At 67.4% G+C, this 26,048-nt stretch carries 27 protein-coding genes; 16 read left to right on the plus strand and 11 right to left on the minus strand.

The window, feature by feature from the left end; all coding sequences use genetic code 11:
- Positions 1–70: 70 nt before the first annotated feature.
- The 5 genes from rpsO (at position 71) to bla (ending at position 5,594) form a co-directional block, all read left to right on the plus strand.
- A complete protein-coding gene (gene rpsO / locus N536_RS0104480) occupies positions 71–340 on the plus strand; it encodes a 30S ribosomal protein S15 (protein ID WP_029112507.1) in 270 nt (89 codons plus the stop codon).
- 26 nt (positions 341–366) lie between these two features.
- Positions 367–834 (plus strand): hypothetical protein, encoded by a 468-nt coding sequence (locus N536_RS0104485; RefSeq protein WP_029112508.1) that lies wholly within the window; start codon positions 367–369, stop codon positions 832–834.
- Between the two features lie 286 nt (positions 835–1,120).
- A complete protein-coding gene (locus N536_RS0104490; protein WP_029112509.1) occupies positions 1,121–3,394 on the plus strand; it encodes a polyribonucleotide nucleotidyltransferase in 2,274 nt (757 codons plus the stop codon).
- Positions 3,372–4,673, plus strand: a complete 1,302-nt coding sequence (locus N536_RS0104495) for a pitrilysin family protein (RefSeq protein WP_029112510.1) — start codon at positions 3,372–3,374, stop codon at positions 4,671–4,673. Before N536_RS0104490 ends, N536_RS0104495 begins: the two co-directional genes overlap by 23 nt.
- Before the next feature lie 18 nt (positions 4,674–4,691).
- Positions 4,692–5,594 carry a class A beta-lactamase gene (gene bla / locus N536_RS0104500; RefSeq protein WP_029112511.1) on the plus strand — a complete coding sequence of 301 codons (903 nt, stop codon included), beginning with the start codon at positions 4,692–4,694 and terminating at the stop codon, positions 5,592–5,594.
- On the opposite strand, the gene N536_RS42520 is transcribed toward bla, so the two are convergent.
- The 4 genes from N536_RS42520 to ald all read right to left on the minus strand — a co-directional run bounded on the left by N536_RS42520 (position 5,591) and on the right by ald (position 9,017).
- The gene (locus tag N536_RS42520; protein ID WP_081809074.1) at positions 5,591–6,973 is read right to left on the minus strand and encodes an RNA polymerase sigma factor; all 1,383 of its coding nucleotides are present in this window, start codon (positions 6,971–6,973) and stop codon (positions 5,591–5,593) included. The genes bla and N536_RS42520 overlap by 4 nt on opposite strands.
- 100 nt (positions 6,974–7,073) lie before the next feature.
- Complete coding sequence (locus tag N536_RS0104510) at positions 7,074–7,337, minus strand: hypothetical protein (RefSeq protein WP_029112512.1); 264 nt, start codon at positions 7,335–7,337, stop codon at positions 7,074–7,076.
- A gap of 28 nt (positions 7,338–7,365) precedes the next feature.
- Positions 7,366–7,710: a hypothetical protein gene (locus tag N536_RS0104515; RefSeq protein ID WP_029112513.1), complete on the minus strand. Its 345-nt coding sequence runs from the start codon at positions 7,708–7,710 to the stop codon at positions 7,366–7,368.
- A gap of 191 nt (positions 7,711–7,901) precedes the next feature.
- Positions 7,902–9,017 carry an alanine dehydrogenase gene (gene ald / locus N536_RS0104520; RefSeq protein WP_029112514.1) on the minus strand — a complete coding sequence of 372 codons (1,116 nt, stop codon included), beginning with the start codon at positions 9,015–9,017 and terminating at the stop codon, positions 7,902–7,904.
- A 92-nt stretch (positions 9,018–9,109) separates the two neighbouring features.
- Between ald and N536_RS0104525 the strand changes: the two genes are divergently transcribed.
- Positions 9,110–9,625 carry an Lrp/AsnC family transcriptional regulator gene (locus N536_RS0104525; RefSeq protein WP_029112515.1) on the plus strand — a complete coding sequence of 172 codons (516 nt, stop codon included), beginning with the start codon at positions 9,110–9,112 and terminating at the stop codon, positions 9,623–9,625.
- Positions 9,622–10,500, plus strand: coding sequence for a hypothetical protein (locus N536_RS37460; protein WP_051574246.1), 879 nt, complete (start codon positions 9,622–9,624; stop codon positions 10,498–10,500). Before N536_RS0104525 ends, N536_RS37460 begins: the two co-directional genes overlap by 4 nt.
- A 4-nt stretch (positions 10,501–10,504) precedes the next feature.
- On the opposite strand, the gene N536_RS0104535 is transcribed toward N536_RS37460, so the two are convergent.
- Positions 10,505–11,269, minus strand: coding sequence for an META domain-containing protein (locus N536_RS0104535; RefSeq protein ID WP_029112516.1), 765 nt, complete (start codon positions 11,267–11,269; stop codon positions 10,505–10,507).
- A gap of 100 nt (positions 11,270–11,369) precedes the next feature.
- On the opposite strand from N536_RS0104535, the gene N536_RS0104540 reads away from it, so the two are divergent.
- Positions 11,370–11,678, plus strand: coding sequence for a hypothetical protein (locus tag N536_RS0104540; RefSeq protein WP_029112517.1), 309 nt, complete (start codon positions 11,370–11,372; stop codon positions 11,676–11,678).
- A gap of 31 nt (positions 11,679–11,709) precedes the next feature.
- Here N536_RS0104540 and N536_RS0104545 read toward each other — a convergent pair whose 3' ends face one another.
- Both N536_RS0104545 and N536_RS0104550 read right to left on the minus strand, forming a co-directional pair.
- The gene (locus tag N536_RS0104545) at positions 11,710–13,134 is read right to left on the minus strand and encodes an APC family permease (protein WP_029112518.1); all 1,425 of its coding nucleotides are present in this window, start codon (positions 13,132–13,134) and stop codon (positions 11,710–11,712) included.
- Between the two features lie 41 nt (positions 13,135–13,175).
- Entirely contained in the window at positions 13,176–14,273 is a 1,098-nt protein-coding gene (locus N536_RS0104550) for an alcohol dehydrogenase catalytic domain-containing protein (RefSeq protein ID WP_029112519.1), read from the minus strand.
- 113 nt (positions 14,274–14,386) lie between these two features.
- Here N536_RS0104550 and N536_RS0104555 point away from each other — a divergent pair, with 113 nt between their 5' ends.
- Entirely contained in the window at positions 14,387–15,835 is a 1,449-nt protein-coding gene (locus tag N536_RS0104555; protein ID WP_029112520.1) for a CdaR family transcriptional regulator, read from the plus strand.
- A 24-nt stretch (positions 15,836–15,859) separates the two neighbouring features.
- Here the strand turns inward: N536_RS0104555 and N536_RS42045 are convergent, their stop codons facing one another.
- Both N536_RS42045 and N536_RS0104565 read right to left on the minus strand, forming a co-directional pair.
- A complete protein-coding gene (locus N536_RS42045; RefSeq protein ID WP_155948417.1) occupies positions 15,860–16,009 on the minus strand; it encodes a hypothetical protein in 150 nt (49 codons plus the stop codon).
- A gap of 67 nt (positions 16,010–16,076) precedes the next feature.
- Positions 16,077–18,704 (minus strand): LuxR C-terminal-related transcriptional regulator, encoded by a 2,628-nt coding sequence (locus tag N536_RS0104565; protein WP_036435495.1) that lies wholly within the window; start codon positions 18,702–18,704, stop codon positions 16,077–16,079.
- 132 nt (positions 18,705–18,836) lie between these two features.
- Here N536_RS0104565 and N536_RS37465 point away from each other — a divergent pair, with 132 nt between their 5' ends.
- Genes N536_RS37465 through N536_RS0104600 form a run of 7 tightly spaced genes read left to right on the plus strand, consistent with a single transcriptional unit; the run spans position 18,837 to position 24,309 of the window.
- A complete protein-coding gene (locus N536_RS37465; RefSeq protein WP_051574248.1) occupies positions 18,837–20,261 on the plus strand; it encodes an NAD(P)/FAD-dependent oxidoreductase in 1,425 nt (474 codons plus the stop codon).
- Positions 20,262–20,298: 37 nt separating this feature from the next.
- Positions 20,299–21,045 (plus strand): alpha/beta fold hydrolase, encoded by a 747-nt coding sequence (locus N536_RS0104575; RefSeq protein WP_029112522.1) that lies wholly within the window; start codon positions 20,299–20,301, stop codon positions 21,043–21,045.
- 33 nt (positions 21,046–21,078) lie between these two features.
- Entirely contained in the window at positions 21,079–21,816 is a 738-nt protein-coding gene (gene dapB, locus N536_RS0104580) for a 4-hydroxy-tetrahydrodipicolinate reductase (protein ID WP_029112523.1), read from the plus strand.
- On the plus strand, positions 21,813–22,280 hold the full coding sequence (locus N536_RS0104585) for a hypothetical protein (RefSeq protein ID WP_029112524.1): 468 nt from the start codon (positions 21,813–21,815) through the stop codon (positions 22,278–22,280). The genes dapB and N536_RS0104585 overlap by 4 nt, the downstream gene beginning before the upstream one ends.
- On the plus strand, positions 22,277–22,729 hold the full coding sequence (locus tag N536_RS0104590) for a flavodoxin family protein (RefSeq protein WP_029112525.1): 453 nt from the start codon (positions 22,277–22,279) through the stop codon (positions 22,727–22,729). Before N536_RS0104585 ends, N536_RS0104590 begins: the two co-directional genes overlap by 4 nt.
- A gap of 45 nt (positions 22,730–22,774) precedes the next feature.
- On the plus strand, positions 22,775–23,815 hold the full coding sequence (locus N536_RS0104595; RefSeq protein WP_155948419.1) for a hypothetical protein: 1,041 nt from the start codon (positions 22,775–22,777) through the stop codon (positions 23,813–23,815).
- A 35-nt stretch (positions 23,816–23,850) separates the two neighbouring features.
- Positions 23,851–24,309 (plus strand): hypothetical protein, encoded by a 459-nt coding sequence (locus N536_RS0104600; protein ID WP_029112527.1) that lies wholly within the window; start codon positions 23,851–23,853, stop codon positions 24,307–24,309.
- On the opposite strand, the gene N536_RS0104605 is transcribed toward N536_RS0104600, so the two are convergent.
- Positions 24,303–25,220 (minus strand): CoA ester lyase, encoded by a 918-nt coding sequence (locus N536_RS0104605; protein WP_029112528.1) that lies wholly within the window; start codon positions 25,218–25,220, stop codon positions 24,303–24,305. The two genes, N536_RS0104600 and N536_RS0104605, sit on opposite strands and share 7 nt — an antisense overlap.
- A 54-nt stretch (positions 25,221–25,274) precedes the next feature.
- A complete protein-coding gene (locus tag N536_RS0104610; RefSeq protein ID WP_029112529.1) occupies positions 25,275–26,012 on the minus strand; it encodes a dienelactone hydrolase family protein in 738 nt (245 codons plus the stop codon).
- Positions 26,013–26,048 lie beyond the last annotated feature (36 nt).

The raw sequence follows: 26,048 nt of genomic DNA on the forward strand, positions 1-26,048 counted from the left end.
CAGCATTGCTGCAGTTCGCGGTGGCAGTGCCTCAGATGAACCTCGCGGACCGATCAAATGGAGTGAATTCGTGGCGCTTACTGCCGAACAGAAAAAAGAAATCCTGGGCCAGTACGGCCTGCACGAGACCGATACGGGCTCGCCGGAGGCGCAGGTCGCCATGCTGACCAAGCGCATCTCCGACCTCACCGAACACCTCAAGCTGCACAAGCACGATCACCACTCGCGGCGCGGTCTGCTGCTGCTGGTGGGTCGCCGCCGCCGGCTGCTGAAGTACGTCGCGCAGGTCGACGTGCAGCGTTACCGCTCGCTGATCGAGCGACTGGGTCTGCGCCGCTGATCCGACTGAGGGCGCTTCGCGCGGTCATGTCGGCCGTCGTCATCGCGCTCACGGTTTCGGGATGCTCGTCGGCGGCCGCCGCGGACATGCAGGCAGGTGACTGTCTCAAGATCGGCGGCCCACCCGACCGCCCGGAAGCCTCGAAGGCCGAGTGTGGCAGCGCCGCTTCGAATTTCAAGGTGATTTCGACGGTGCAAGACACCGACGACTGCCCGTCGGATGCAGATTCGTACTATTCGACCCGCAGTTCGTTCAGCAACTCCGGCACCACGGTGTGCATGGACGTCGACTGGGTGGTCGGCGGCTGCATGAGCGTCGACCCCGAAAACGACCGCGATCCGGTCCGGGTCGACTGCAGCGACGCCTCGGCGCCCGACCGGCAGCGAGCCACCCAGGTGCTACAGAACGTGGCGAACGTCGATCAGTGCGCCACCGGAGTGGGCTACGCCTACGACGAACGCCAGTTCACGGTGTGCGTCGAGGACGTGCGCTAAGCAGTCCCATCGGGCAATCCGGCGATTGCCACGGTGTAGCATGAACGTGTTTTGAGCTGGAAAGGCTCGAACATCCGGTGCGGTTCGCGCACAACCGCGCGCACCGTTCCAGCGCGTCGCACCAGACCCGTCTTCGAATGGGCGGTCTTCGGTAGTGGCTGTCGGGCACCCAGCTCGTATGGGTTGGTCCGGCCGCTTCGATCGATGGCCGTCGGGATTTCCCGGGTTCTGGCGTGTGATGGCGTAAAACACCGAACACGAGAACCAGAGAGGCCTGACGCACGTCATGTCTGCAGTAGAAATTGAAGACGGCATATTCGAATCGACCGCCGTCATCGACAACGGGAGCCTCGGCACCCGCACCATCCGCTTCGAGACCGGCCGGCTGGCACAACAGGCCGCCGGAGCCGTCGTCGCCTACCTCGACGACGACACCATGCTCTTGTCGGCGACCACCGCCAGCAAGCAGCCCAAGGACCACTTCGACTTCTTCCCACTCACCATCGACGTGGAAGAGCGGATGTACGCCGCGGGACGGATCCCGGGCTCGTTCTTCCGTCGCGAGGGCAGGCCGTCCACCGACGCGATCCTGACCTGTCGGCTCATCGACCGGCCGCTGCGCCCCACCTTCATCAGTGGCCTGCGCAACGAGATCCAGGTCGTCGTCACCATCCTGAGCCTGGACCCCAAGGACCTGTACGACGTCCTGGCGATCAACGCCGCGTCGGCGTCCACCCAGATCTCCGGACTCCCGTTCGCCGGCCCCGTCGGCGGCGTGCGCGTCGCGCTGATCGACGGCCAGTGGGTTGCGTTCCCGACCGTTGAGCAGCTCGAGGGCGCGGTGTTCGACATGGTCGTCGCCGGCCGCAAGACCGCCGATGACGTCGCGATCATGATGGTCGAGGCCGAGGCCACCGACAAGGTCATCGAGCTCGTCGCGGGCGGTGCGCAGGCACCCACCGAGGCCATCGTCGCCGAGGGCCTCGAGGCTGCGAAGCCGTTCATCGCAGCGCTGTGCACGGCCCAGCAGGAGCTGGCCGCGGCCGCGGGCAAGCCGACCGGCGAGTACCCGGTGTTCCCCGACTACCAGGACGACGTCTTCTACGCCGTGTCCTCGGTGGCCACCGACGAGCTCGCCAAGGCGCTGACGATCGCCGGCAAGGAAGAGCGCAACGACCGCACCGACGAGATCAAGGTTGAGGTGCTCGAGCGGCTGTCCGAGCAGTTCGCCGGCCGCGAGAAGGAGATCGGCGCCGCCTACCGGTCGCTGACCAAGAAGCTGGTGCGCCAGCGGATCCTGACCGATCACTTCCGCATCGACGGCCGTGGCATCACCGACATTCGCGCACTGTCCGCCGAGGTCGCCGTCATCCCGCGCGCGCACGGCAGCGCGTTGTTCGAGCGTGGCGAGACCCAGATCATGGGTGTCACCACCCTGGACATGGTCAAGATGGCCCAGCAGATCGACTCGCTGGGGCCCGAGAAGTCCAAGCGCTACATGCACCACTACAACTTCCCGCCGTATTCGACCGGTGAGACCGGCCGGGTCGGTTCGCCGAAGCGGCGCGAGATCGGCCACGGCGCGCTGGCGGAGCGGGCCCTGATGCCGGTACTGCCGAGCATCGAGGAGTTCCCGTACGCCATCCGTCAGGTCTCCGAGGCGCTGAGCTCCAACGGCTCCACGTCCATGGGATCGGTGTGCGCGTCGACGCTGTCGCTGCTGAACGCGGGCGTTCCGCTGAAGGCGCCGGTCGCGGGCATCGCGATGGGCCTGGTTTCGGACGACATCGAGGTCGAGGGCGGCGGCACCGAGCGCCGGTTCGTCACGCTGACCGACATCCTCGGCGCCGAAGATGCCTTCGGCGACATGGACTTCAAGTGCGCAGGCACGAAGGACTTCGTCACCGCCCTGCAATTGGACACCAAGCTCGACGGCATTCCATCGCAGGTGCTGGCCGGAGCGCTGTCGCAGGCCAAGGATGCGCGGCTGACGATTCTGGACGTGATGGCCGAGGCCATCGACGCGCCGGACGAGATGAGCCCGTACGCGCCGCGGATCACCACGATCAAGGTGCCGATCGACAAGATCGGCGAGGTCATCGGGCCGAAGGGCAAGATGATCAACTCGATCACCGAGGAGACCGGTGCCTCGATCTCGATCGAGGACGACGGCACCGTGTTCGTCGGCGCCTCCGATGGCGAATCGGCGCAGGCCGCGATCGACAAGATCAACGCCATCGCCAATCCGCAGCTGCCCAAGATCGGGGAGCGGTTCCTCGGAACCGTGGTCAAGACCACCGATTTCGGCGCGTTCGTGTCGTTGCTGCCGGGTCGTGACGGGCTGGTGCACATCTCCAAGCTCGGCCGGGGCAAGCGCATCGCCAAGGTCGAGGACGTGGTGAAGCTCGGCGACAAGCTGCGCGTCGAGATCGCGGACATCGACAACCGCGGCAAGATCTCGCTGGTGCTGGTGGCCGAAGACGAGGCTGCCGAAGCACCTGCCGAGGTCTCGACGGATTCGGGTGCGGCACCTGCCGATGCCGCGACCGCCAGTAACTGAATCAGTACGGCGCACCACCCTTCCGGGTGGACTGCGCGTCGTCACGGAGTTCATCCCATCGGTGCATTCGGCATCGGTGGGGGTGTGGGTAGGCGTCGGGTCACGCGATGAAGGTCGCAGCGTGGCCGGCGCCGCCCACTTCCTCGAGCATCTGCTGTTCAAGTCGACGCCGACCCGCTCGGCGGTGCAGATCGCGCAAGCGGTCGACGCCGTCGGCGGCGAGTTGAACGCGTTCACCGCGCGCGAACACACCTGCTACTACGCCCACGTGATCGACACCGACGTCGAGTTGGCGGTGGATCTGGTCGCCGACGTCGTGCTGCGTGGCCGGTGTGCGAGCGAGGACGTCGAGGTGGAACGCGACGTCGTGCTCGAGGAGATCGCGATGCGCGACGACGATCCGGAGGACACCCTCGGGGATGTCTTCCTTTCGGCGATGTTCGGGGCACATCCGGTGGGCAGGCCGGTGATCGGCAGCGTCGAGTCGATCGAGGGAATGACACGCGCACAACTGCATTCCTTCCACGTCCGGCGGTACACGCCCGAGCGGATGATCGTGGCGGTGGCGGGCAACGTCGATCACGACCACGTCGTGGCCCTGGTGAAGGAGTACTTCGGGCCGCGGCTGGTGCGTGGGCGCAAGCCGGTGGCTCCGCGCAAGGGCACCGGGCGGGTGCCGGGCCAACCGACGCTGCAGGTGGTCAACCGGGACGGCGAGCAGACGCACCTGTACCTGGGCGTACGCGCACCGGGCAGGCACTGGGATCACCGCTGGGCGCTGTCGGTGCTCAACGGCGCTCTCGGTGGCGGCCTGAGTTCGCGTCTGTTCCAACAGATTCGGGAGACGCGCGGGTTGGCCTACTCGGTGTACTCGACGGTCGACACCTTCTCCGACTCCGGCGCCCTTTCGGTGTACGCGGCGTGCCTGCCGGAGCGGTTCGACGAGGTGGTCCGCGTGGCCACCGACGTGCTCGAGGAGGTGGCACGCGACGGCATCACCGACGGCGAGTGCCGAATTGCCAAGGGCTCCTTGCGTGGTGGCCTGGTACTCGGTCTCGAGGACTCGGCGTCGCGGATGCACCGCATCGGGCGAAGCGAGCTCAACTACGGCAGCCACCGGACCATCGCGAACACCCTCGAACAGATCGACGCCGTCACCCTCGACGAGGTCAACGCGGTGGCGCGGCAACTGCTGAGCAAGCCGTTCGGTGCCGCCGTGCTGGGGCCGATGCGGTCCAAGCGGGCGTTGCCGTCGGCGCTTCGATCCATCGCCGGCTGATCGGTACGGTGGGAGTCGATGAATCGACTCTCCAGGCGCGGCTTGTTGATTGGCTCGGCGGCGCTCGCCGCGCTGGCCGCCTGCTCCCGCGAACCCGCTCGTGCCGACACGGATGAACCGGTGCCGCCGATCCACGACCGGATCGACGCACTACAACAACGCCACAACGCCAAGATCGGCGTGTACGGCGTCGACCTGACCACCGGTCGCAGCATCACCTACCTCGACGGTGAGCGGTTCGCGATGTGCTCGACGTTCAAGGGCTACGCCGCGGCCCGCGTATTGCGAGGCTCCGAGCGCGGCCAGCTGCGTCTGGATGACGCGGTCCCCATCGAGTCGGCCGACATCGTGTCCAACTCGCCGGTCACCGAACCCGCCGTCGGTGGCACGTTGGCACTTGCGGACCTCTGCCAAGCGGCTTTGCAGCGCAGCGACAACACGGCAGCCAATCTATTGCTCCGCGCAATCGGCGGCCCACCGGCCGTCACGGACTTCGCCCGCAGCATCGGCGACGACGAGACCCGCCTCGACCGCTGGGAAACCGAACTGAATTCGGCTGTGCCAGGGGATCTCCGGGACACCAGCACGCCGCGGGCGCTCGGTGGCGGCTACCAGAACCTGCTCACCGGTGACGCGCTCGCGCCGGCAAGTCGCGATCTGCTGGAGACCTGGATGCGGGCGAACGTCACCTCCAGCATGCGGGCGGGGCTGCCGCCAGGGTGGACGAGCGCCGACAAGACCGGCAGCGGCGATTACGGCAGCACCAACGACGTCGGGATCGTCTACGGGCCCGATGGAAGACGGGTGCTGCTGTCGATCATGACGCGTTCGCGCACCGACGACCCGAAGGCCGAGAACCTGCGCCCGCTGATCGGCGAATTGGCTGGCCTCGCAGTGCCGTGGCTGACGGGCCGCCCCTAGCCGATCGGCGGAATCGTCGTCGTCGTCACCTCGACGATGGTGCCGGGAACGCGCGTGCCCACGGGCGGCGGCCGACGACTGGTCGGCGTCGTCGGTTCGGGTGTTGACGTGCTGCTCGGCGGTTCTTCGGATGTCGTCTCCACCTCCGTGGTGCGGGTGGGTGTCGAGCGGACGGTCGGTGTGAACGACTGGGTCGGTTCGGTGGTGACCGTCGTGGAGACCTCCGTCGCCCGGGTCCGCTTGGTGGTGGGGGTCGCGGGTGCCACGGCGGTGGGTGCGGCGCTGGTCGACTCGGCCGTGCGCGCCGATTCGGTCGCCGCCGTCTGAGGCGGTGCCAGCAACGGCGCGGGCAGGTGCGAAATCGGTTGTGTGACAGTCGGAGTCGATGACTCCAGCGTGGTGACCACGACGGGCGTGATGGCCGTGCCGTCGGCACGCTTCAACGTCGCGATGGTCGCTCCGGCACCGACGATCAGTCCGATCAGTGCGACGGCGGCCAGCGCCCGGGAACGGCGCCGAGTCGATTCGCCGGTCGGTGAACCGCCAGCGGCCAACGGCTCGTTCGAGCTTGGTCTCGGCAACGCCGAGTGGGCGGCGGTGAGGGTGTGGTCACGCAACCACGCAGGCGCGGGGATGAACACCGGTGCGCCGCCGAGCAACGCCGCGGGCGTGAGCATTCGGCTGCGCTCGTCGTCGCACACCACGCATGACTCGATGTGGCGGGCTACCCGTTTGCGCATCAGGACGGTGAACTGACCGTCCCAACCGTCCATGATCGCCGCCAGTTCGGGGCATGTCTCGGGGGCGCTGCGTACTTGGCGCGCGACGAGCAGTGCGCCGAGCGAGCGTTCCACGGTGTCGCGCAGCCGATGTACCAGGGTGCCTGCGTTGCTTTGGGTGACGCCGAGTACCTCGGCGAGTTCGAGGCCGTCCAGTTCGTGCCGGTAGGTGAGATCGAGGATGGTCCGGTCGCGGTCGGAGAGTCCACCCGCCGCCTGAGCCACCAGTTCGGCGAGTTCGCTTTGGGCGGCTAGTTTTTCGGGCCCGGCGTGGGTCGTTTCGAGTTCGGGCAGCATGTCGGTGGGTTCCTCGCGGCGGCGCTCCCTTTGGTGTCGCAGCGCCTCGTTTCGGGCGATGGAGTAGAGCCAGGGGCGCAGCTTGTCGGGGTCGCGCAGCTGCGGCAGTTTCGTCGCCGCCGTGCAGAACGCGTCCTGAACGCAGTCGGCGGCGGCGTCGCGGTCGCGCAGCATGCCGACGCAGAAGTCGTGCAACCGGTTGGCGTAGCGGTCGTAGATCGCGGCGAACGCCGGGCGGTCACCGGCCGCGGCGGCGGTCGCGAGATCAGCGTCGGTGGTGTGCCGGTCGGGTTGTGCGGTCATGCGTTCGCTCCGTGCCGATGGTGGTTCCATTCGACCAGCGCGGGCCGGGTGCGGGAAGGCTTTCGACAAAGTCGGGCCCGCACCCGACACCTGCGGCCGGTCAGTGTGGCCACGTGCTGTAGTAATTGCCGTCGGCGTAGTAGTCGACGTAGTTGTCGCCGCCGATGTCGTTGTAGCTACACGTCGAGAAGCGCGTTCCCTGTTTGACGGTGGTGCCGTAGGTGCCACCGGCGTCCTTGCACTCCTTCTTGATGGTCTTCTCGCTGATCGGTTTCGCTTGGGCGACCGGCGACGCGACCGATGACATCGCGCCCATCGCGAGGGCGACGGCGATGATCAGGGCTGAGGCGAATGAGCGATTCATGTCAGGCTCCGTCGTTCACGTCGGCCGGCTAGCGGGCGACGACCCACGTGTCGCGGACGGTGGGGGAGATGACTCCCGGGTTGAACGGATGCGTGGGCCCGCTGGGCTCCAGTACCTGCATGTCCTGCAACGGTGCCCGCAGATCGTCGGGGTCGATGCATGCGCCACCGCGCACGACGCCACCGCTGTGCTCGCAGCAGTAGTCCGACCCTTCGTCCAGGTTGTTCATGCACCAGTCGTACCAATTGGCGTCGTGCTGGGCACTTGCCACGGCGGCCAGGCCGAGCGGTCCGGCGCCGACGCCGATCGCGGCGGCCGCCAGTGTGGCGCCGAGGAGGAAGCGCGTGCGGGAGCGGAGTGAGGTGGTGGACATGTCGGATTCCCTTCCGTGTGACCCGGCGGGGTTGGCCGGGTTCTACGGGTAGGAGCGACGAGCCTGCCTCCGTTGCACACTTTTTTCGGAAGCCTTTTTGGATTGCCCGGACATTTTTGGATTGCCCGGAAAAAAGGTCATCGCCCGGCCTGCGCCGCGTGGGCGCCGACCGGGCGATGGGAGGGAAAGCGCTAGACGAGCAGTGTCGCCGGATCGGTGAACGGCAGCTCGAGGTCGCTGGCGACCTGCTCGGACAGCAGCGCGCCGTCATGGGTGGACAGACCCTTGGCCAGAGCCGGATCGGACTGGCAGGCGGCCTGCCATCCCTTGTCGGCGAGCCGCAGCACGTAGGGCATGGTCGCGTTGGTCAGCGCGTAGGTCGACGTCCGCGGGACCGCGCCCGGCATGTTGGCGACGCAGTAGAACACCGTGTCGTGCACGGCGAAGGTCGGATCGTCGTGCGTCGTCGGGCGGGAGTCCTCGAAGCAGCCACCCTGATCGATCGCGATGTCCACCAGCACGGCGCCGGACTTCATGTGCGCCACAGTCGAATTCGTGACCAGCTTGGGCGCCTTGGCGCCGGGGACCAGCACGGCGCCGATGACCAGGTCGGCCTGCTTGACGGCGTCCTCCAGGTCGAGCCTCGACGAGTAGCGGGTCTCGATGGCGCCGCCGTACTCCGCGTCGATCTTGCGCAGGATGTTGACGTTGAGGTCGAACACGGTGACGTGAGCGCCCATGCCCCAGGCGACGGCCGCGGCGTTGTCGCCTGCCATTCCACCGCCGATCACCACGACCTTGGCCGGAGCGACGCCGGGGACGCCGCCCATCAGCACGCCGCGACCGCCTTGCGTGCGCATCAGGTGGTAGGCGCCGACCTGGGCGGAGAGCCGCCCGGCGACCTCGCTCATCGGGGCCAGCAGGGGCAGTGCCCCGTCGGCGGTCTGCACCGTCTCGTACGCGATCGAGGTGGTGCCCGACGCGAGCAATGCGTCGGTGCAGGCCTTGGACGCTGCCAGGTGCAGGTAGGTGAAGAGGGTCTGGCCCTTGCGCATCCGGCCGTACTCGGCCTCGATGGGCTCCTTGACCTTGAGCAGCAGATCGGCCTTGGCCCAGACCTCCTCGGCGGTGTTGACCACCTGGGCGCCCGCGGCCTTGAAGTCGAGGTCGGAGATCGCCGAACCGTCGCCCGCACCGGCCTGGATGAGCACCTCGTGACCGCGATGGGTCAGCTCGGCGACACCGGCGGGCGTGATGGCCACCCGGTATTCGTTGTTCTTGATCTCGGTCGGGATTCCGACGCGCATGACGGCTCCTAAAGTCGTGTGAACTGCATCAAGTGTGAATAATTCGCGATGGAATGGCAATGATCGTGTTGATGATTCGCTAAGATCGGCCAGTGCCCGAAGAATCAACGAAATCGGTGGCGGGTCTGCCGCGCTCGCCGAAGGATGTTCGGCCCGGCGATCTGGACGACGTCGACAGGCGGATTCTGGCGATACTGCATGGTGACGCGCGGATCTCCAACAGCGCGCTCGCCGACGCGATCGGCATCGCGCCGTCGACGTGTCACGGGCGGGTTCGGCGGCTGCAGGACCTCGGGGTGATCCGCGGCTTCTACACCGACATCAACCCGGCGGCGATCGGCTTGTCGCTGCAGGCGATGATCTCGGTGAGCCTGCAGTCCAACGCCCGCGGAAAGATCCGCAACTTCATCCAGCAGATCCGGCGCAAGCCCCAGGTGATGGACGTCTACTTCCTTGCCGGAGGTGACGACTTCATCCTGCACGTCGCCGCCCGTGACACCGAGGACCTGCGCTCGTTCGTGGTCGAGAACCTCAACGCCGATGCCGACGTCGCGGGCACGCAGACCTCCCTCATCTTCGAGCACCTTCGCGGAGCGTCGCCACTGTGAGCGCCGAGGACGACATCGATCGGCTGTACGGCGTTCCGCCGGAGGAGTTCACCGCGCTGCGCACCGAGCTTGTCACCGCGGCGAAGAAGCGCGGTGATGCGGACGGCGCGAAGCAGATCGGCGCCGCCCGCCGGCCGACCGCTGCGGCGTGGGTGGTGAACGCGCTGGTTCGCAGCGACGAGACTGCGCGGGAGCGGTTGGCTGATCTCAGCGAACGGCTCCGCGCCGCCCACGCCTCGATGGACGGCGCTCGCATCCGCGAGTTGTCCGCCGCACAACGCAAGCTGATCGACGAGCTGGTGCGCGCGGGGTTCACCGCTGCCGGGATCGAGAATCCGTCGGCCGCGCTGCGAGAAGACGTGACCGGAACGCTGCAGGCCGCGATCGCCGACCCCGAGATCGCCGGGCGGCTGGGAAGATTGACGAAGGCCGAACAGTGGTCGGGTTTCGGAGACTTCGGCGTTTCGTCGGCCGTCGTCGCCGGTCCCAAGGCGGACGCTCCGACCCCCACGACCAGTAAACCCAAGGCCCGCGAACCGAAGCCATCGGCCCCGCCCGGACCGTCAGCGGCCGAGGTCAGGGCTGCGCGGAAGAGGCAGGCCGCCGCGGCCGCCGAGGTGGAGGCCGCACAGGAGGCGCGAGCCGAGGCCGTCGACGCGCTTGGCGACCGGAAGGCCGAGCTGAAGTCCGCGCGCAGGCGCTACGAGAAGATCTTGGAATCCCTGCACGCGGCCGAACGCGAGTTGAACGAGGCCGACGCAGAGCACACGGCGGCCGAGCAAGCTGCCGAAGAAGCGACTGAGCGGGTGGAAGCGGCGAAATTGGCTCTGGCAGAAGCTGATTCGGTGCTGGCGGCAGTTACCTCGTCACGTTAGCGCGTTACTGAGCTCGAAGAATCAGCCCGTGGCCGTCGGGCCCGGTCAAGTGCAGCGCGTCGGCGTCGATCGTTGTTTGCACGCGGCCGTCGAGTGCGCGTAGCACCGACTGCTCGACGCCGGCCAACTCGGCCGAGCAGGAGCGCTCCGTGCTGGTGAGTGGGCCGATCACGATGGCACTGGCAGCGCCGGAAAGATCGGCGTGACCCCAAATGTGGTTGCAACCGGTCCATCCGGTCAATGCGCCGTCGGGTGCAATGTGCAGGGTCGGCCGCGCCTGCTCGAGCACGACCGACGTCGTCACCGCCTGCGCGGAGACCAGGCTCTCCACCAGCCAAGTGGTGTCGGTGAGTGGCCGGTCGGGATCCACCACCTTCTTGTCGCGAAGGGTGACGACGGCGCCATCGCCGGTCAGGGTCAAGGTGTCACCGGCCAGCGTCCACGCCGGGCGTGCGTCGAACAGTCTGGTCATCCATGCATCGGCGTCGCCGACCGGGGACGGGCAGCCCATCAGGGTCGTCGCCAGCTGGGCGGTCATCCGGCCGTCCGCAAGATCGACCGGTCCAGAGCCGTGATTGCACCCGGCATAGGCCGTGACCTGGCCGGCCTCGAATCCGAGGACCAGCGGGCCGCCACCCGGAATCTGCTCACCGTCGACGCCCACTGAGACGAACGTTCGGCCGTCAGGGGTCGGGTCATCGGCGGCGGCGACGCTCGAACAGCCTGCAACGAGGAGCAATGACACCAGGGGCGGTGCGACGAGGCGCATACCCAAACGGTAGGGGCTAGCGCGCCGCAGCTGTAACGAATGGCGGATTGGCCCACACGTCATTACCGGAAGTGCCATTCAACCCCGAAGGGAAAAGACAATGAAGTCTCTCGCCATGGCTGCCGCTGCAGTCGGTGTATTCGCCAGTGCCGCCATCGGATTGGCCGGTTCGGCCGTTGCCGCGCCGGCGGGTCCATCGTCGGTCGATCAGACCGTCGACAAACTCCAAGCCGACGGGTTCCACGTCATCGTCAACAAGGTCGGCACTGCACCGCTCGATCAGTGCGTGGTCAGCGGGCTACGTCCGGGTCAAACGTTCTCCCGCATGGATTCAGGTGTACCTGGCGCGATGGATGACATCGTCACCACGGTCACCTCGATGACGGTGTACGTCGACGCGACCTGCTGAGGCTGGTTGCGCCGAGCACATCTGGAGTTGGCTACCCGACGCCCTCGAGCGTGTCCGTCTCGGTCTGACCGATCCTTGCGATGACGTCCGGGCGGCGGCGCATCAAGAGCAGGTACCACGCCAGCGCCGCGGCCATGGTGGCCAGGAACAGGTAGGGAATCACGTTGAGCGGGAACGCCGGAACCGGGTACACGTTGGCGAAGAAGGTGTACGCCATCGCCAGGACCGCCACGATCGCCGCTACCCAGACGCCCCGGTTCGGTTGGTTCGTGCGCTTGGTATAGGCGATGCAGGCCACGGCAACCAGGGAGTACGCGACCATGTAGCCGTAGGTGCCATAGGTATCCACCCACACCACGATTTCCATCGGCTGCACACCAACAGCGAGCAACACGACGTCCAGCACCACTGCGGCGGGTCCGGCCACGAGAAGGACCCGATGCGGAGTGAGATGCTGCTCGTGGGTGCGGCCAAGGCTGTCGGCAACGACGCCCTCCTTGCCCATCACGTACACGATGCGCCCCACCACGTTGAGCGGAGCGACGACGACCGCGAAGAACGACGCGCCCACCCCGAAGAGCAGGATCGGAGTGAACCACGACGGCATGCCGATCAGAACGGCGATGTCCTGCAACGGGTTCGCGCTCTCGGCCAGTTTCTCCTGCAGAACCGCGATCTGGGTGTACGCGGCGAACACGTACAAGACTCCTACGACGATCGCGCTCCAGATGATGGCCCGGGGAATCGCCGTGTACGGATTGCGCGCTTCGCGGCCCAGCGCGTCGGCGGAGGAGAATCCGACGAAACCCAGGATGCCGAGCACCATTCCGGCGGCGACGCCTTGCAGCGGAACGCCTTCCAACGAGAACTGCGACGGATCCCAGGCGGCCGGGCCCGCCCAGATCAGCGCGAGCACCAGCAAGATGACGATGATGGAGACCGAGATGAGCTCCAGGGTCAACGAAACCCGCGCCGAGAGCCGGATGCCGCGAATGGTGAAGAGTGTCGCCAGCCCGCCGAGCACGACCGCGAGCACGATCTGCCAGGCCACGCCGGTGGCGGGAATCTTCAGCGCGACCAAGAAGTCACTCATGTACGAGACAGCCCCGCCGAGCGAGCCGGCGGTTATGCCCCAGCATCCGACCAGCAGCGCAACACCGGCGACGTAGGCGCCAAATGGCCCAAGGCCCTTGGCAACGTAGGTATACAGCGAACCCGCCGAGGCGTTGCGGCGGGCGAACACGACGACGCAGTAGCCGACGGCCAGGATGACCACCGTCGCCAGCGCGAACGAGTAGATCGTTCCCTCGCCCGCCGTGAGGTAGATGGCCGCGGCGGTGAACGCGATGACGGCGCTCGGAGCGATGTTCGCGATGGCTTGCGCAGCCAGTTCGGGCCCCGACATCACGCCGCGGCGAAGCCCGGCGTCGAGTGGGGTGGCGGCAGGTGAGTTCATGGGGTTCCTTTGGTATGGGATTCGTTGTTGGTCAAGGCGATTCAGGGAATCAAGAGTGTCCGCAGAGCCTCGCCGGACTCGAGGTCCTCGAAGGCGGCCGCCGCCTCGTCGAGAGGTCGGCGTGCCCAGATCAGGGCATCGAGCTTGAGCTGGCCGTCCATGTAGCGATCGACGAGGGCCGGGATGTCGATCGACGGCCGGACCGAGCCGTAGTTCGAGCCGAGGATTCGTTGATCGGCCTCGGCCAGCACGAGTGGTTCGAACGAAGCCTTGGCTCCGGTTGGCGGCAGCCCGACCACCACGGCCGCGCCGCCCAACCCGAGCATCCGGATTGCTTGTTCGGTGGTGCTGGTGTGCCCAAACGCATCGAACGCGTAGTCGACGCCGTCGGGGATCAGGGCGCGAAGCTGTTCCTCCGCGTCGGCGTGCGTGGCATTGATGCGATCAGTCGCTCCGAACTGAACGGCCATGTGCGTCTTGTCATCCCGAACGTCGATCGCGACGATGCGTGCCGCACCGGCGAGCTTGGCGCCTTGGATGACGTTGAGTCCCACGCCGCCGCATCCGATGACGCACACCGTCGCGCCGGGTTCGACCGCCGCGGTGTTGAGGACCGCGCCGACGCCCGTCGCCACCGCGCAGCCGACTACTGCGATGACGTCCAGCGGCGCGTCTTCACGAACCTTGACCGCTCCGGAGGCCGGCACGATCACCTCTTCGGCGAACGAGGAGACGCCGAGATAGTGGTGCAGCGACTCTTCGCCCAACGACAGTCGCGAGGTGCCGTCGAACAGAGTTCCCAGGGGTGCGACGACCGTGGCGACCTTCTGGCAGCGGGCTTCGTGCCCAGAACGGCAATAGCGGCACTCACCGCACGGTGGCACCCACGACAGCACGACGTGGTCACCGACGGCAAGCGTGGTGACGCCCTCGCCCAGTTCGGTCACGACGCCCGAGCCCTCGTGGCCCATGACCAGCGGCGCGGGCGCGTCCCATTCGCCACGCTTGACGTGCAGGTCGGAGTGGCACACGCCCGCCGCAGCGATCCGTACCCGCACCTCCCCGGCCTTCGGCCCCGCCAGGTCGACGTCCACGTACTCGATTGCCGTACCGGGATCACGGAAGACGATGGCTTTCACGGGGCTCCTTACGAGTGGGGAATCAGACGAATCGTAGGAAGTCGGCGGTTGTCGTGGCAGCCGCAAAAAGTGTGGTTTCGGTGCCTCAAATCATCATTTCGTACACTCGCGCGGTGGCATACGACGTGCGGTCGATCTCGGAGTACTTCAACGCCGAACTCGTCGTCGGCGCCGTCGACGCCGCGACGCCGTTGGAGGGCACGATCGTGCTCGCCGACCTGGTCCTGGCGAGCTCGCCGGGGTACGCCACCCTGGTCGTCGCCACCCCGGCGGAATGGGCGGTGGCGTTGGCCTCCGATGATCGGCAGGGGCCACTGGCCGGATGCGTGGCGTTGATCGCCGGCGGCCCGGCGGACGAGGAGATTCGAACCGCGCTAGACACGCGCGGCATCACCGCCATCGTCGTGCCCGAGCTGCCCGCGGACGTCGTGCATCCGAAACTGACCGCGCTCATCGCAACCGACCAGGCGGCCGAGGACCGGCGGGTGACGACCGGAACCAAGGTGCTCACCCAGGTCGCCCGGCGCGGTGGCGTGGTGGCGGTCGTCGCCGAACTCGCGCACAGGATCGACGGGTGGGCCGTCCTTCTCGACGCCCACGGCGAGGTAATCACCACCGCAGGCGCGGGCAGTCTGCATGTGCGCGACGCCGGATCGGTCGCGTTCGGACGGCGGGTGCGCATCCGTCACCCGGGGCTGCAGGTACACCCCGTGGGGCAGGGTGAGGACGTCAGTGCGTATCTCGTCATCGGTGCACGCGGGTCCACCAGCCGCAGCCGTGACCTGGCCTCGCAGGTTGCGGCCCTGTTGGATCTGCTGTTGCACACGGTGGATCACCCCGCGACCGAGCGGTTGGGCCGTGAAGTGATGGTGTCCACGTTGTTGCGAGGCGGTGCGGAGGCTGCAACGTTGTTGCGGCGCTGGGGCGTTCACGAACCGACGTTGACGGCCTTTGCGGTGGCGTCCCGGTCGCGTGCCGTCGATCCGGAACGCCACACCGTCCGCTGGTTGGACGAGCTGGGGGCCGTCCACGTCATGTCTGCCGAGCGCGGGCGGGTGCTCGGGTTCATCGGCGACGATCGCGCGGCCGAACTCGCCGCGATGGTGGAACGGCTGACGGCAGACGCCGGCATGCCGCTGCGGATGGGTTTGGGGTCGTCGGCAAATCCCGAGGCGTTGGCCCGGTCGGCGGCCGAGGCGCGGCAGGCGCTGGAGATCGCGATCGTCGACTCCTGCTCGGTGGTTTGGTATCGCACGCTGGCGACTGTGTCGTACGTGTTGGAGCACCTCGACGAGAGCGCGACGACGCGGATCGCCGCTGTGCTGGACCCGCTTCGGGATGACGGCGGCCGGCACGGGACATTGGCGCGGACGCTCGAGGTGTACTTGGCCGAGCACGGTGCGTGGGGATCGGCGGCCGGCCGGCTCAGGGTCCATCGTCAGACCCTGGCTGCCAGGATTCGCCGCATCGAGGAACTGACCGGGCTGTCGATGTCGAGCCCCGACGACAGGGCGGCGGCGTGGTTGGCGATCCGTGCGTTGAAGAGCCCGGCGCGGGGTTGACGAGACCCGAAGCCCCTTGCGTCCCTAACCGACTGCCCGCAACACCGAACGAAGCACGTCGGTGACGGAACGCGTCTCGGTCGACGCATCGGGCGAATCGCTGTGCCGGCCCAGATTCGTCCTCGCGACGCGGAAGGCGAAGCTGAGTCGCTCACCGATCTGGCTGATTGACATGCTCGAGGATCTCGCTGGGGGAGTCCCGGGGCCTAGAGTAGGCGACTACTCGACTTCCACCGACCGGTCAGGTCGCGCGGCGGATTCGAACCAGCCGGGCCAGTTGGTCGCGGTCCTCGATGCGCAGTTTGGCGAAGATGCGGTAGAGGTGGCCGTCGATGGTGCGCACCGACACTCCCAGCCGATCGGCGATTTCGCGATTCGTCAGGTCAGCGCCCACCAGATTGGCGATTTCTCGTTCACGGTCGGTGATCGGCAGCGGATCCTCGACGCACGCGACGGCGGGAGTGCGCAGGCCACATCGGCTGGCCAGCCAGTGCGCCCGGGTCGTCGATTCCAGCTCGCTTATTCGCGTGCCCGACCGGGCATGTTCACGCGCAGCGTGTGCCGCGGCGTCGGCGGCCATTGCCATGGCGCCGATCCCCTCGAACTGGTCGGCGGCGTCGTCGAGGCGATCACCGTCGTGGTCGGCAAGTCCCCGGCCGTGCGCGGTCATCGCCTCAGCCAGGGGACTGTCGAGCTGCGCAGCGAGTTGCCGCAGCCTCGGATAATGCGAGCGCTCCCCGAACCTGACTGCGGTGTGCAAGGCCCGCATCTCGACGGCGTGCATCTCTGCCTTGCGGGCCATCTTCGCGGCGCGCAGCGCGTGGTCGCGAGCCGCCGTCGTCTCGCCGGCACACACTCGATCCCAGGATCTCCCGAGTTCGAGCTCCGGCAGGAACACGGCGACTTGCGGCCCGTTGGCCTCTTCGGCCCGTGCCAGTGCGGCGGCGGCGCCTTCGGCATTGCCGCACGCTCCCTCGGCTTGCGCCAGCCACGACGCCACCAGCATCACCCAGCCCGGGGGAAGTGACTCCGACATCGTCCACAGCGACGTCTGGAGCGCCTCACACGCCGCCAGCACCCGCCCTCTTGCCAGCTCCACGCGGCCAACCAACGCGTTGACGATCGCCTCCGCTTGCGGCACACCGACGGTCATCGCCGAGTACCGCCCACATACGCGCTCTGCGGTGTCCAGATGACCCGCTTCGGTGAACCCCAGCACCTCCGCCAACCCGATGCCGTAACGCTGTGGGCCCGATTCGCAGCCTTCGGCAGCCTGTACGCCGCGTGTGGCGACAGGGGCAATCTGGGCGAACCGTCCCGAAAGCGCAAGTGCCCCAGCGGTCGCCATCGCTGCCCACACCTCGGCCATCGGCATCATCTGCATGTCGAGCGCGGCGAGACCCGCCACGACGGCAGTGGGCACGTCGCCGCCGAAGAACGCGATCGACACCTCCATCGCCGTAACGAAGCTCAGCATCACTTCGGACGTGACCCGGTTTCTGAGCGTCGTGAGAACCGCACGCGCAGCGTCGGTCTGGCCACAGCCGAAGAACAGGTTCGCCGCACGCAGACAGCCCCATCGAACCGTCAGCAACTCGTCGGAGCCATCGGGGTCGAAGCCCGCGAGCACCGCCTCGGCCTCCTGCCCTCGGCCCTGCCAGCTGATCGCATCGGCGAGCACGATTGCTGCAGGCAAGCCGCCGCCGCGGTCGACGGCGAAGCGTGCAAGGTCTTCACCGAGAACGAGATTCGACATCGTCACGGCGGCCGCAGCCGCGTCGATGATCACCTCCAGGTCCGCCACCACGTCGCTGAGCACCATGAATCGGGCCAACTGGATTCGGCTGCGGACGTCCGGTCGGGCGGTGTGGAGTGCTTGCTCCTGCAGGAATTCGCAGAAGTGTTGAGCGAGCAGGGTATTGATTTGGCGTGTTCGCGCCGTCCCGGTGCGCTTCCGGATGGCCTCCCCGAAGATGGGATGCGTCAGTCTGGTCAGGGTGTGGGATCCGTCGGCGATGAATTGAATCGCGCCTCGACGTTCGGTTCGCGCGACGGCGTCTGTGGCACACAGTGTCCGCAGGACTTCCCAGTCCAATATCTCCGCAGCAGCCACGATCTCGACGACTTCCCGTTCGTCTGCCGCCAGCGTTTCGAGTCGGGCTGCGGCGAGCTCGTCGAGATCCGCACCCAGGTGGAGTTGGGCTCGAAGGCGCCACCTTCCGCCGTGTTGGACCAGTGCGTGGTCTTCGCGCGCCGCGTTGAGTAGGCCTCGCAGTACGAGTGGGCTTCCATCGGCAAGGTCGTGTAGCCGATCGATCACGCTGCCATCGACGTCGCCGTCGAGCACGGCGCTGACCAACTCCTGCGTCTGCGCGCGGGTGAATGCCGCTACGTCGACGCGCAACAACAACTGCTCCTTCCACAGGGCAGTGACGGCGTCGGGAACCACATCGCCGGATCTGATCGTCACGATCAGTAGTGCGGTTCCCGCGGCAGCGAGTTGGTGAACCAACAGGGCGGAGAGCGGGTCGAGCAGCTGAGCGTCGTCGACCACGATCACCACGTTGTCTTCGCGGGCCAGCGCCCGGTGCGCGGCACCCAGCATGGTGGCGGGCTCGTGGGCATCCTCCACGGGCAACGCACGGTGAAACGCGCCCAGCGGGACCGCCTGCCCGGTGGCGGTGCCCAACACGAACCGCGCGGTCATCCCGTCCGCCTCGAGGGACTGGGCGAGTGTCCTGGCCAGGACCGTCTTGCCGACCCCGGCCGCGCCGACCAGGGCCACGCCGCGATATCCGGAGTCCGGGCGCACCGCCGCGGACGCGCGGCGAAGTTCCTGCACGCGCGCGACCAGTGGCCATCCTGACACCGGCTGATCCCTCCCCGGAGTCATGCCAGCTACATGCCCCCCGGCATGTGTTCAGGACATTACGCCCGTGGGCGAAATTCGAGTAGCTGACTACCCTAGGCGGCACGTCAGCGCCGTCTCACACTTCTGCCCATGCCGGTACTGGGTGAGCACGCGGTCGTTCTCGGGGCAAGCATGGGCGGCCTGCTCGCCGCGAGGGTGCTTGCCGACCACTTCAAGGCCGTCACCGTGGTCGAAAGGGACGCGTTGTCCGACGACCCGTGCAACCGGCGCGGTGTGCCACAGGGCCGGCACGTCCACGCTCTACTGCCACGTGGCGCTCAGATTCTGGAAGAGTTCTTTCCGGCGATACTCGACGAGCTAGTGGCCGACGGAGCTCCTGTTTGGGACGACGGGGATCTCTCGAGGTTCTACTTGTCCTACAGCGGCCACGAATCGATCCGCACCGGCAGGTTCCCTGGCGACTACAAGTCAGTGGCGATGTACATGGCGAGCAGACCGTTCCTGGAGTGCCATGTGCGACGGCGCCTGCAGGCGATGTCCAACGTGACGGTCCTCGGCGGACACGATGCGGCCGAGCTGACGGCCTCTGCGGACCGCACTCGCGTCACCGGCGTGCGGGTGATCGACCGCGACGGTGGCGCTCAGCGGGAGATCGCGGCCGACTTGGTCATGGATGCGATGGGCCGCGCTGCGCACACACCAGCCTTCCTGGACGGCCTCGGATACGGGCGACCGGTGGAGGACCACGTCGTCATGCACACCACCTATGTCAGCCAACTGCTGCGGATCCCGCCGGGGACCCTGACGGAAATGCTGGTTCTTATCAGTCCTGCCCCCGGCCGGCCAACCGGGATGTTTCTCACCGGCTACGAGGACGACACCTGGATCTTCACGGTCTTCGGGATGGTGGGGCACGAGCCGCCCCGCGACCTGGAGGGAATGCTGTCGTTCGCGCAGGGGTACGCCCCGCCGCACCTGCTCGCGGCGGTACGGGCAGGCGAACCGATCGCTCCCGTGGTGCAACACCGCATGCCGTCGAGCCAGTGGCGCCGTTACGACAAGATGCGGCGATTCCCCGACGGTCTGCTCGTCTGCGGCGACGCCATCTGCAGCTTCAATCCGATCTACGGGCAGGGTATGTCGGTAGCCGCATTGGACGCGTTGGCTCTGCGCGAGGCGCTGCGGCACGGCGTCGCTGACTTGCCGCGCCGTTACTTCCGCGCCGCGGCGAAGTCGATCGGTGTGGCCTGGCAGCTCGCGGCGGGTTCCGACCTGGCCTTCCCAGAGGTGGAAGGACGACGAACGCCGGCGATGCGAGTCAGCAACCGGCTCGTCGATTCGGTACTGACCGCCTGCGAGACCGACAGAATGGTCGGCGCCCAATTCTTCAGGGTCAGCGCCCTCATCGACCCACCCACCCGGCTATTGAGACCGTCATTCATCTCCCGAGTGGCGACCGTCAACCTGCGTCGTGGACAACGTGATTCGCGTCCTCAACACGCCGGTGCACGGACCCTTCCCGGGAATCGAACACCCGAGGTGCCCATCAAATGATCCTGGCGCAGCGTGACGCTGTGCCAGGATGGCAGCCATGACAATCGTTCTGGTGCATGGCAATCCCGAGAGTGACGCGCTGTGGGACCCGATGGTCGATGCCCTCGGTCGCACGGATGTGGTGCGGTTGTCGCCTCCGGGATTCGGTGCACCACTGCCCGACGACTTCCCGGCGACCCATCTCGCCTACCGCGACTGGCTCGAAGCCGAGCTGGAAGGAATTGCCGAGCCGGTCGACCTCGTCGGGCACGACTGGGGCGGCGGCCACGTGGTGAACGTGGCGATGCACAGACCCGAGCTTGTGCGCAGCTGGGCGAGTGACGCCGTCGGGTTATTCGACCCCGACTACGTCTGGCACGACCTCGCACAGGTCTGGCAGACGCCCGGCGCCGGCGAGGAACTCGTGGACACCATGTTCGGCGGCACGGTTGAGGACCGCACTGCGCAGCTGGCCGCGCTGGGCATACCCACCGACGTCGCCACGTCGATCGCCGCAGTGCAGGGGCCCGAGATGGGGCGGGCGGTCCTGCTGCTGTACCGGTCGGCGGCTCAGCCCGCGATGGCCGAAGCCGGTCGGGCGCTGGAGAACGCGGCGGCGCGGCCGGGCCTTTCGATACTGGCCACCGGGGACCCCTACATCGGCTCGGACGAGGCCCGGCGTCGGACGGCCGACCGTGCCGGTGCGCGCACGGAAGTGCTTGACGGCCTTGGACACTGGTGGATGGTTCAGGATCCGGCGCGCAGCGCGGAGGCCCTCACCCGCTTCTGGGAGACCGTCGGCTAGAGCGAACGACGCATCGGACTAGGCTGGTTTGCCATGCGAGTGGGAGTGCTGGGTGCCAAGGGCAAGGTCGGCGCGACGATCGTCGAGGCGGTCGAGAACGCCGACGACCTGACGTTCACCGCCGGAGTCGATGCAGGTGAACCCCTGACCCTGCTCGCCGACAGCCAGACCGAGGTCGTCGTCGACTTCACCCACCCCGACGTCGTGATGGACAACCTCGAGTTCCTGATCGAGGCGGGCATCCACGCGGTCGTCGGTACCACCGGATTCACCGACGAGCGCATCGCGCAGGTGCAAGCGTGGGTCGACGGCAAGCCCGACGCCGCCGTCCTCATCGCGCCCAACTTCGCCATCGGCGCCGTCCTGTCGATGCAATTCGCCAAGCAGGCGGCACGGTTCTTCGAGTCGGTGGAAGTCATCGAGCTGCACCATCCGCACAAGGCCGACGCGCCGTCGGGTACCGCCGCGCGCACCGCCCGGCTGATCGCCGAGGCCCGAAAGGGCTTGCCGCCCAACCCCGATGCCACCAGCACCGGCATCGAGGGCGCGCGCGGCGCCGACGTCGACGGCGTCCCCGTGCATTCGATCCGCCTGGCCGGCCTGGTCGCCCACCAGGAGATCCTGTTCGGCACGCAGGGGGAGACCCTCACCATCCGCCACGACAGCATGGATCGCACCTCATTCGTACCCGGCGTACTGCTCGGCGTGCGCAACGTCGCCAGGTTCCCCGGCCTCACCGTCGGAATCGAGCCACTCCTCGACCTGCCATGACCGACGACTCGCGTGCCCTGCGCATCCAGCTGCTGATCGGCTTCATGTGCGTGGCGCTGGTCGTCTACTTCGTCTTGCTCGGTCGCGCCGGCGTCATGCTCATCTCATCCGGACGGCCCGCCGCGGCAGGCCTCGGCGTCGCGGTCTTCCTGCTGCCGGTCATCGGGCTGTGGGCGATGATCGCCACGCTGCGAGCGGGTTTCGCACACCAACGGCTGGCCCGCCTTGCCCGCGAAGACGGGATGGAACTCGACACCAGCGCACTGCCGCGCAGGCCGTCCGGACGGATCGAACGCGACGCGGCCGACGCGCTGTTCGAGTCGGTGCGCGCCGAGTTGGAGAATGATCCCGACAACTGGCGCCGGTGGTACCGGTTGGCCCGCGCGTACGACTACGCCGGGGACCGGGGCCGTGCGCGAGAAACCATGAAAAGGGCCGTTCAGATGTACGAGGAGCGGGCGTGACCACGTTGCTCGTCGTGCATCACACGCCGTCGCCGCACATGCAGGAGATGTTCGAGGCGGTCCTGTCGGGAGCGACCGATCCCGAGATCGAGGGCGTGGATGTCGTGCGCCGGCCTGCGCTCACCGTGTCGCCGTCCGACGTGCTTGCCGCAGACGGTTATCTGCTGGGCAGCCCGGCCAACCTCGGGTACATGAGCGGTGCTCTCAAGCACGCGTTCGACGTCTGCTACTACCCCTGCCTGGATGCCACCCGCGGCCGACCCTTCGGCCTGTACCTCCACGGCAACGAGGGCACCGAGGGGGCCGAGAACGGCGTCACCGCCATCACCACCGGTCTGGGTTGGGTCAAAGCGGCCGAATACGTCGTGGTGTCGGGGAAACCGACCAAGGCAGATCTCGAGTCCTGTTGGAATCTGGGCGCGACGGTGGCCGCGCAGTTGATGGAGTGACGCGAATTTGAGCATCCTTTGAGGCGCGCCGCATAACTTGCCGTCATGCAACGCGCGACTCGCCGACGACCGGCCGCTGCCATCGCCCTACTAGGCGTGCTCGTCGCGGCGGGGTGCAGCTCGCAACACGCCGCCCAGCCGTCGCCCCAGGCGTCGTCGAGCTCGGCCAGCACCTCGGTCGCCCCGGCACCGTCGTCGACCACCGTCACCCAGTTCGATCCGCAGTGGATGGGGCTGGCGCCCAATCAGCCGGAGGGCTGGAACGAACTCAACCGGCGGGTCACGGGCGAGTTCCAACAATTCAGCCTGCGGCCGGCCGACGAGACCGAGCGAAGGTTCGACTGCAACGGATGCGCGCCGTGGACCGTCGACCTAACCGCCTATGCCCCAGGCAAATTCGATCCCGCGGAAGCGCGGGCGGGTCAGCCGGTGAACGTCAACGGCGAGGGCGACGGCTTCCTCACCGAAGACCCCGACGAGCACACCGCCACGTTGACGTGGCCATACGCGGACCACGCGTGGGCGACGGTGAAGGGTTTGACCGCCGCGACCACCCAACTCGACCGCATGCTCGAACTCGCCCATGCCCTCAAGCCCGCGGAACGCACCCCGATTCGGCTGCCGATGAGCATGCCGGACGTACCCGCGAACATGCCGTTGGCGGAGATCAACGTCGACGGGACGGGGAGCTACGGCACCGTGATCACCTTCGCTGCGTGCGGCAGCCGCGTCAACGGCGGCGCGGGCGACTGCGTGCGCCAACCCAACGTCGAGACCATGAGTGTGCACTTCTGGCCGTCCGACAGTCTTGACCGGCACTTCCAGGAGGACGAGGCGGTGCCGATGACGATCGGCGGCAAGGACGGCTTCTTCGATGACGCACTGAACGGGGCAGGCGATCACGCAGCCGTGCAGGTTGCGCCAGGCATGCTGGCGGTCTTCGACAGCGGCGTGGGTGAGGTTTTCCGCACCGGCGATCCTCCGCAGCCGCCGACGAGGCTCAAGAGCATTCTCGCGACGCTCGAGTGGGTGCCGGATCCTGCGGACGAGATGACGTGGCGCCCCGTCTCCGAGTGGGCGAAATAACGCAACGGCGGCTGTCGACGCTGTAGAAAGCAGGCATGCCTGGAATCGCCGAACTCGCCCTTGGAGCCGCTCCCATCGCGGGTGGTGCACTGCTCGGCATCGCGGCGGGCAGCTTCAAGGGGCCGGACTACCGCGCGCTGATCAAGCAGGATCTCGATCTGCTGGAACGGTTGCCCGCCGACCAGGTCGAGCGGCGCGCCAACTTGCAGCGCAGCATCGATCAGCGCATCGACGACCTGATCATGTCAGCAGAGAAGAGCAGGGAACTGCGTGAGATCGCCGCGTCCTACAAGGGCAACTGGCGTGACATCGTGGTGTTCATCTGCGCCGTGTTGTTCACGATCGTCTGGTGGAACGTCAGCCACAGCCGATCGAACTGGCTGCTGATGTTCATCGTGATGATCGTGCTCATGGTGGTGGCGGGCGCCTATGCGGCACGCGGTATCTGGCGGGCGCTTCGGGCGCTGATCCGCCACCACGACGACGATCAGTAGTGGTAGGTGTCCGACGGCGCGGGCACGTGATCCGGATCGTCGCTGAACTCGGATTCGTGGATGCCGTACGCCTTCGCCAGGTCGAGGATCTTGTTGGCGCGGGCGATGCGCGGCAGGTCTGAGCCGTTGCGGATCTCGCCGCCGTCGCGCTGGAATTCGGCGAAGAACTCCTTGGCCCAGACGATCTCGTCCTGCGACGGCGAGAGGCCTTCGTTCACGGTGGGGCACTGGTCCGGCGTCAGGCAGATCTTGCCGGTCATGCCGAATTCGGCGGATACCGCGGTGGCCTCACTGAGCTTCAGTGCGCTCGATCCGACAGTCGGCCCATCGATCGCGCTCGGCAGGTGAGCAGCCTTGGCCGCGATGGTGAAGCGCGAGCGGGCGTACGCCAGGGTGGCGGGGTTGTCCCCGAAACCGGTGTCGCGGCGGAAGTCGCCGATGCCGAAGGCGAGCCGGAAGGTGCCCTTGGCCGCAGCGATCTCCGTGATGCGCTCCAGTCCGCGGGCCGTCTCCACCAGCGCCACCAACGGCACGCCGGGCAACCGTTTGGCGGTCTCGGAGATGTGGTCGACGGACTCCACCATCGCCAGCATCACCCCGCCGACCGAGGTCTTGGACAGCATCTCGAGGTCGTCGGCCCACCACGGAGTGCCGAAGCCGTTGACGCGGACCCAATCGGTGTTGCCTGCGCCCAGCCAGTTGATTACGTTGTCGCGCGCGGCGGCCTTGTCCTTCGGGGCGACCGCATCCTCGATGTCGAGGACGATGATGTCGGCTCGGGAGTGAGCGGCAGGCGCGAACCGGTCGAACTGGGCGCCGTTGACCAGCAGCCAGCTCCTGGCGAGTACCGGGTCGATGCGGAATCCCGGCTCGCTGGGGTCTGATTCGTTGACGCTGGTCTGGTCGTACACCCGTTCATGGTCGCCTACTGCGCCACGATCAGGCAAAGCGGGCCGACGCGCGGGTCAACCCAACTTGGCGCCGAAGAAGGACTCCATCGCATTCCAGTGCCGCTGAGCGGCGGCCACGTCGTAAGGGCCATTGTCGGGAACCGCGAAACCGTGTCCGGCAGCGTAGTTCTCGATGGTGTGTTCGACGCCGGCAGCGGTCAGCGCCTTGTCGAGGGTCTCTGCGTGCTCGGCGGTGAACGACGCGTCGTTCTCGGCGCCGCCCACGTACACCGCGGCCTGGATCTGATCGGCCAGCAGGTGCGGGCTGCCCGGATCGTCGGACGCGAGGCCGCCGCCGTGGAACGACATGGCCGCGGCGACCCGGTCGGGGACCCGGCCGGCGACGACCAACGACGTGCGTCCACCCATGCAATAGCCGGTGGTGCCGAACGTGGCGCCGGTGACCTCGGGCCGGGACTCGAGGTAGTCGAAGAACGCCGTGGCGTCGCTGGCCATGAGGTCCGGCGTGATCTTCGAAATCATCGTGAACAGCCGTTGGCGTTCGGCTTGGTCGGTGAAGACCGTGGCCATCTCGAACGGCGTCCATTCGCCGTCGCGGTAGTAGACGTCCGGGAGCAGCACGGCGTAGCCGTAGTCAGCCAGCCTCTCCGCCATGTCACGGAAGACCGAGCGCGTCCCGCCGGCGTCCGGATACATCACCACGCCGGGCCACGGGCCGGTCCCCTCGGGGGTGGCTAGCGTGACGGGACATTCCCCGTCGGCAGTGGTGATGGTGTCTGCGGTCGTCGGCATGCCCTCCGTTCTACTCCACGCTCTGGACGTAAGCTT

The sequence above is a fragment of the Mycobacterium sp. URHB0044 genome, from assembly GCF_000620625.1.
Classification (GTDB): Bacteria; Actinomycetota; Actinomycetes; order Mycobacteriales; family Mycobacteriaceae; genus Mycobacterium.